General features: G+C 72.8%; 5 protein-coding genes. 3 read left to right on the top strand and 2 right to left on the bottom strand.

Features of this window, described 5'->3' with window-relative positions; all coding sequences use genetic code 11:
• Window positions 1–189, bottom strand: a 189-nt coding sequence (locus tag E1294_RS22250; protein WP_220447872.1) for a hypothetical protein, incomplete at its 3' end; no start/stop codon positions are given.
• A gap of 45 nt (window positions 190–234) precedes the next feature.
• On the opposite strand from E1294_RS22250, the gene E1294_RS22245 reads away from it, so the two are divergent.
• From E1294_RS22245 to E1294_RS22235, 3 genes are read left to right on the top strand one after another with little or no spacing between them, the layout of a single operon-like run.
• A complete protein-coding gene (locus E1294_RS22245; RefSeq protein WP_132511070.1) occupies window positions 235–1,053 on the top strand; it encodes an ABC transporter ATP-binding protein in 819 nt (272 codons plus the stop codon).
• A gap of 11 nt (window positions 1,054–1,064) precedes the next feature.
• Window positions 1,065–2,051, top strand: coding sequence for an ABC transporter substrate-binding protein (locus E1294_RS22240; protein ID WP_220447871.1), 987 nt, complete (start codon window positions 1,065–1,067; stop codon window positions 2,049–2,051).
• Window positions 2,048–4,150 carry an iron ABC transporter permease gene (locus E1294_RS22235; RefSeq protein WP_132511066.1) on the top strand — a complete coding sequence of 701 codons (2,103 nt, stop codon included), beginning with the start codon at window positions 2,048–2,050 and terminating at the stop codon, window positions 4,148–4,150. The genes E1294_RS22240 and E1294_RS22235 overlap by 4 nt, the downstream gene beginning before the upstream one ends.
• A 12-nt stretch (window positions 4,151–4,162) precedes the next feature.
• On the opposite strand, the gene E1294_RS22230 is transcribed toward E1294_RS22235, so the two are convergent.
• Window positions 4,163–6,247, bottom strand: a complete 2,085-nt coding sequence (locus tag E1294_RS22230) for a dipeptide ABC transporter ATP-binding protein (protein WP_132511064.1) — start codon at window positions 6,245–6,247, stop codon at window positions 4,163–4,165.
• Window positions 6,248–6,252: the final 5 nt, after the last annotated feature.

Genomic DNA, 6,252 nt, shown 5'->3' with positions numbered 1-6,252 from the left:
GCCCTCCACCACGACCAGGACCGTGACCGAGACTCCGGAGGGCGGGGTGGCGACCGGGGGCGGCGGCATGGCGGGGCCGGACGGACGGATGCTGGTGGCTACGGGGTTGGTGGTCGTCTTCGCCGCCACGGGCGGCCTGTGGTTGCGCAGGCCCGCCCGGCGATCGCCGAATAGCTCATAAATCCGCAAGTGCGACATGGTGAATATTTAGCAAGGTTAGCCTAACCTATCCTCATGACCGAGGAGATCTCCCTGCGCGGGGCGGAGCTGTGCCTCAGCTACCACGGAACCACCGTGGTCGAGGACGGCCGCATCGCGCTGCGGCCCGGCCACGTCACCGCGCTGGTGGGGCCGAACGGCAGCGGCAAGTCCACGCTGCTGCGCGCCCTGGCCCGGCTGCACCGTCCCGACCGCGGCACCGTGACGCTGGGCGACGGCGCCTCCGCGCTCGCCCTGTCGGCCCGCGACTTCGCGCGTCGGGTGACGCTCCTGGCGCAGAGCCGCCCCACACCTGGCGGCGTGCAGGTCCGCGACGTCGTCGGGTACGGCCGCCACCCCTACAGGGGGCGCTGGAGAGCCGGCGACCCCGTCGGCTCCGAGGCCGTCCGCCGGGCCATGGAGCTGACCGGCGTGGCGGCGATGGCCGAGCGCCCCGTCGACGAGTTGTCCGGCGGCGAGCTGCAGCGCGTATGGCTGGCCACCTGCCTGGCGCAGGACACCGGCGTGCTGCTGCTCGACGAGCCCACCACGTTTCTCGACCTGCGCTACCAGGTGGAGCTGCTGGAGCTCGTCCGCGACCTGGCCGACGAGCACGGCGTGGCGATCGGCGTCGTGCTGCACGACCTCAACCAGGCCGCCGAGATCGCCGACCACGTCGTGCTCCTGCGGGAGGGCCGGGTCCTCGCCGACGGCCCGCCCGCGCAGGTCCTCACCGAGGGCCTGCTCAGCGACACGTACGGCATCCGCATCGAGGTCAGCCACGACCCCAGGACGGGGACGGTGAGCACCCGGCCGATCGGCCGGCACACCAGAGACGTCCCCGCCACGACATGACAGGAACGACCATGACCTCACCGCGCAGCGCGCTGACGGCGCTCGCCGCGATCGTGACCCTCGGCGCCTGCGGCACCACCGAGGCGCCCGTCACCGAGCAGGCCCCCTCTCCCTCCGGCTCGACCGCCGCCGCCGTGACCGTCACTGACGACCGCGGCAAGCAGGTCACCCTCGACCGCCCGGCGACCAGGGTGGTCAGCCTGGAATGGGGCGAGACCGAGATGCTGGCCTCCCTCGGCGTCATGCCCGTGGGCGTGGCCGACGTGAAGGGCTACGCCACCTGGAACACCTCCATCAAGCTCGACGCCTCGGTCAAGGACGTCGGCAGCCGGCAGGAGCCCAGCGTCGACTCCATCAGCGCGCTCCAGCCCGACCTGGTCGTCATGGAGGCCGAACGCGACTCGGCGCTGGTGAGCCAGTTGGAGAAGTTCGTCCCGGTGCTGGCGTTCAAGGGCAGCGACGCCAAGGACAACCTCAAGCGCATGCGCGACGACCTCGACAGGATCGCGACCGCGGTCGGCAGGACGGCGGAGGCCGACAAGCTCATGGCCGACTTCGACGCGGCGCTGACCGCCGCCAAGGAGAAGATCGCCGCCGCCGGCGCCGCGGGCAAGCCGTTCGTCATGGCCGACGGGTGGAAGCAGGGCAGCACGATCTCGATCCGCCCGTTCGGCGAGGGCTCGCTCGTCTCCCAGGTCGCCATCCGCCTCGGGCTGAAGAACGCCTGGACCGGCAAGGTCGACGAGGTGTGGGGGCTCGGCGCCACCGACGTCGAGGGCCTCTCCGTGCTCAAGGACCCGGACATCCGCTTCTTCTACAACGCCTCCGACGGCGTGGACGTGTTCACCGACGGCCTGGCGGGCAACGCCATCTGGAGGTCGCTGCCGTTCGTGGCCAAGGGGCAGGTCACCAGGCTGCCCGACGGCATCTGGACCTTCGGCGGGCCGCTGTCGTGCCGGCAGTACGCCGAGGCGCTGGTGAAGGCGTACGCGGGTTGAGCGTCCCCGTCCTGGCTCCGGCGCCTCCGGCCACGCCCCTGCGGCGGCTGGGGACCGCCGGGGTCTTCCTGATCGCCGTGGCCGCCACCGTCCTGGTGGCGGCCGTGCACGTGACGCAGGGAACCTCGTCGGTGGGCGCGCTCGACCTGCTGGCCCTGCTCTCCAGCGAACCCTTCGGCGGCAGCGAGGAGGCCGCACGCGTCCTGCTGGCCTCGCGGCTGCCCCGGCTGCTGGCCGGCGTCACCGTCGGTTGCGCGCTGGGCGTGGCGGGCTCGCTGCTGCAGTCGGTGGCCCGCAACCCGATGGCCTCGCCGGACACGCTGGCCGTCAGCTCCGGCGCGTACTTCGCCATCGCCGCGGCGGCCGCGTTCGGCCTGACCCTCCCCCTGCCGATGTCGGGCGGGCTGGCCCTGTTCGGCGGCCTGGCCGCGGCCGCCCTGGTGATGGCCATGTCGGCGGGCGGGCGCAGCGGCACGACCCGGCTGATCCTGGCCGGCTCCGCCACGGCACTGGCGCTCACCTCGCTCACCAACCTGGTGATGATCCTGTTCGAGGAGGAGACCACCGGGTTGTACGCCTGGGGCAGCGGATCCCTCGTGCAGAGCGACCTGCGCGCGGTCGGCCAGTTCGGCCCGGTGATCGCGGTGGCGATGGTGGCGGCGTTCCTGGCCGGGCCGCGGCTGGACATCCTCGGCCTCGGCGACGACACCGCCTCGGTGCTCGGCGTGAACGTGCGGCGCCTGCGGTTGTGGCTCACGCTGCTGGCCATCGTGCTGTCGGCCGCCGCCGTGACCGTGTCGGGGCCGATCGGGTTCGTCGGCCTCTGCGCCCCGGTGATCGTCCGGCTGCTGCCCAGGTCGATCCCGGGGCTGCACAGGAACAGGTCGCTGATCCCCCTGTCGGGGCTGGCCGGCGTGCTCATCGTGCTGGGCTCCGACATCGCGCTCCGTGCCGTGCTGGGCGCGCAGGCCGGGGTGGAGGTGCCGCCCGGCGTCATGACCACGCTGCTCGGCGCGGGCGCGATGGTCTGGCTGGCGCGCCGCTACCGGGACGCGGGACCGACCCGCCGGCCGCCCGCCGCCCGCACCGGCGCCACCCGGTCCCGCGCGGCCTTCCTGACCGTGGCCGTCACGTTCGCGGCGTTCCTGGCCGGGGCGCTGGTCCTGGGCCTGCTGGCCGGCGACCGGTGGTTGCTGACCGGTGACGTGCTCAACTGGCTGCAGGGCCGTTCCGGCCGTGCCCTGACCTTCGTGCTCGACCAGCGTTACCCGCGTGTCCTGGCCGCCGTGCTCGCGGGGGCGGCGCTGGCCGTGGCGGGCACCGCCGTGCAGGCGGTGTGCCGCAACCCGCTCGCCGAACCGGGCGTGCTGGGCGTCACGGCCGGGGCCGGCGTCGGCGCGATCTCGCTGCTGACCATGGCCCCGCTGGCCGGCGTCTGGGCCATGACCGGCGCGGCGGGCCTGGGCGCGCTGATCGCCTTCGGCCTGGTCTACGCGCTGGCGTGGCGCGGCGGCCTGAGCTCCGACCGGCTCGTCCTCATCGGGATCGCCGTGCAGGCCGCCTGTACGAGCCTCACCGTGCTGATCATCGTCAAGGCCGATCCGTGGAACACCGCCCTGGCCCTGACCTGGCTGTCCGGCTCCACATACGGGCGCGTGCCGGCGCAGCTCGTCCCGGTCGTGCTGGCGCTGCTGCTGGCCGTGCCGCTGCTGGCCTGGCTGCGCCGGGACCTGGACCTGCTCTCCCTGGACGAGGACAGCCCGCGCATCCTGGGCGTCCCTCTGGAGCCCGTACGGCTGGCCGCGCTCGCGGGCGCCGTGCTGCTCACCGCCACGGCGGTGTCGGCGGTCGGCGTGGTCGCCTTCGTCGGCCTGGTGGCCCCGCACGCCGCCCGGGCCATGGTGGGCGCCCGCCACGCCCGGGTCCTGCCGGTGGCGGCGCTGCTCGGCGCGCTGCTGGTGAGTCTCGCCGACACCCTGGGGCGTACGGTCATCGCCCCCGCGCAGGTGCCGGCGGGGCTCGTCACGGCGCTGATCGGCACGCCGTACTTCGTCTATCTCCTGTGGCGCGCCCGCGCCCACGCGGACGGATCTCCGTGACGGCGGCCTGCTCTAACCGCCGGTCCCGACCTCGCGCGCCGTTGAGCCGACCCCTGCGAGGGTGAGCTCGGCGGCGTGGTGGCAGGCCGCCAGCCGCTTCTCGCCGTACGCCCGCAGTTCGGGCACGGCGGTGCGGCACGATTCGGAGCGGACGTGCGCGCACCTGGTGTGGAACCGGCATCCGGGCGGCGGTGCGGCCGGGTCGGGCAGGTCGTCGCCGGTGTCGGGCGTGCGCCGCTCCCGCCGCAGAGCTGGATCGGGCACCGGCACGGCGTCCAGGAGCGCCTCGGTGTACGGATGGCGCGGCCGCCGGTAGAGGCCGGCCGTGTCCGCGTCCTCCACGACCTTGCCCAGGTACATGACCGTCACCCGGTCGCTGATGTGCTCGACCACGGACAGGTCGTGCGAGATGAACAGGTAGGTGAGCCCGAGCTCCTCCTGAAGGTCGGTGAGCAGGTTCAGGATCTGGGCGCGGACGGAGACGTCCAGCGCGGAGACGGGTTCGTCGGCGATCACCAGCCGGGGTCCGGTGATCAGGGCGCGCGCGATGTTGATGCGCTGGCGCTGGCCGCCGGAGAACGCGTGGGGGTAGCGCTGCATGTATTCCGGGCGCAGCCCCACGCGGGTGAGCATGTCGGCGACCCGGTCCCTGAGCTCGCTGCCGCCGGCGATGCCGTTGGTCTTGAGCGGTTCGCCGACGATCTGCTGGAGCGTCATCCGGGGGTTGAGCGAGGAGAACGGATCCTGAAAAATCATGCGAATCTGCCGCCGGTACGCCTTCAGCCGGGCCCCCGAGACCGTGGCGAGGTCGACCTCGTCGCCCGATTCCGCGCGGTACAGGATCCGCCCCGCGGTCGGCTCGATCAGGCGGGAGACGCAGCGGCCGAGCGTGGTCTTCCCGCATCCGGACTCCCCCACCAGACCGAGCGTCTGGCCGGGCAGGATCGTCAGGTCGACCCCGTCCACCGCCCGGACGAACCCCGCCGGTTTGCGGAACAACCCGCCGCCGATCGGGTAGCGCATGGCCAGCCCTTCGACTCTGAGCAGCGGCTCGGCCCCCTCGGCCACGCTCCGCCCGGTGACCTGGACGGCCCGGTCCAGGCGCTCGGCCGGCACCTCGTCGAGATGGCAGTACGCCAGGTGCGCCTCGCCGTACCGCTTGGGAGGAGGTGCCGTGGTGTCGCACACCCCTTCGATCGCGTGGTCGCAACGGCTGTGGAACGAGCACCCCTCCGGCACCTGACGCAGTGACGGCACCATGCCGCGGATCGCGGTCAGCCGGCGCCGGGCCGCGCCGCCACGGAGCTTCGGGATGGAGCGGAGCAGCGCGCGGGTGTACGGGTGGCGCGGATCGTTGAAGATCTCGTCGACGGTGCCGTGCTCCACGACCTTGCCGAGGTACATCACGGCGACCTCGTCGGCGACCTCCGCCACCACGCCGAGGTCGTGGGTGATGAACAACATCGCCATGTCGTTCTGCGCGCGCAGGTCCACCATCAGGTCGACGATGCGCGCCTGGGTGGTGACGTCGAGCGCGGTGGTCGGCTCGTCGGCGATCAGCAGCGCCGGGTCGCAGCACAGCGCGATCGCGATCATGACGCGCTGGCACATGCCGCCGGACAGCTGGAAGGGATAGGCGTCGAAGCGCTGCTCGGCGTTGGGGATGCCGACCTTGCGCAGCAGCGCGACACCCTCCTCCCTGGCCTGCTGCTTGCTGAGGTCACGATGGAGCCGAAGCGCCTGGGAGAGCTGGGCGCCCACCGTGTACATGGGCGACAGTGAGGCCATCGGCTCCTGGAAGACCATGCCGATCTCGCCTCCGCGGACCCGCCGGATCTCCTCCCCTGTGGGGTCGAGCGCGGCCAGGTCGAGCCCGCCCTTCCAGCGGATCGAGCCCTCGACGATCCGGCCGGGCTTGTCCACGAGCTGGAGGATCGAGCGGGCGGTGACGGACTTGCCGCAGCCGGACTCCCCGACCAGGCAGACGGTCTTCCCCGCCGGGACCGCGAGATCCACGCCGTCCACGGCCTTCAGCACGCCTTCTGAGGTGAAGAAGTGCGTGCGCAACCCCTCGATGGTGAGCAGCGGTTCTTCCACGGACG

Source organism: Nonomuraea diastatica, assembly GCF_004349015.1.
In the GTDB taxonomy this organism is placed as follows: Bacteria; Actinomycetota; Actinomycetes; order Streptosporangiales; family Streptosporangiaceae; genus Nonomuraea; species Nonomuraea diastatica.
This window is presented reverse-complemented; position numbering and strand designations above follow the sequence as displayed.

Excerpts from the sequence above, each read along its gene's own strand:
- E1294_RS22245 (WP_132511070.1), top strand. The coding sequence starts at position 235 with ATGACCGAGGAGATCTCCCTGCGCGGGGCGGAGCTGTGCCTCAGCTAC.
- E1294_RS22240 (WP_220447871.1), top strand. The coding sequence starts at position 1,065 with ATGACCTCACCGCGCAGCGCGCTGACGGCGCTCGCCGCGATCGTGACC.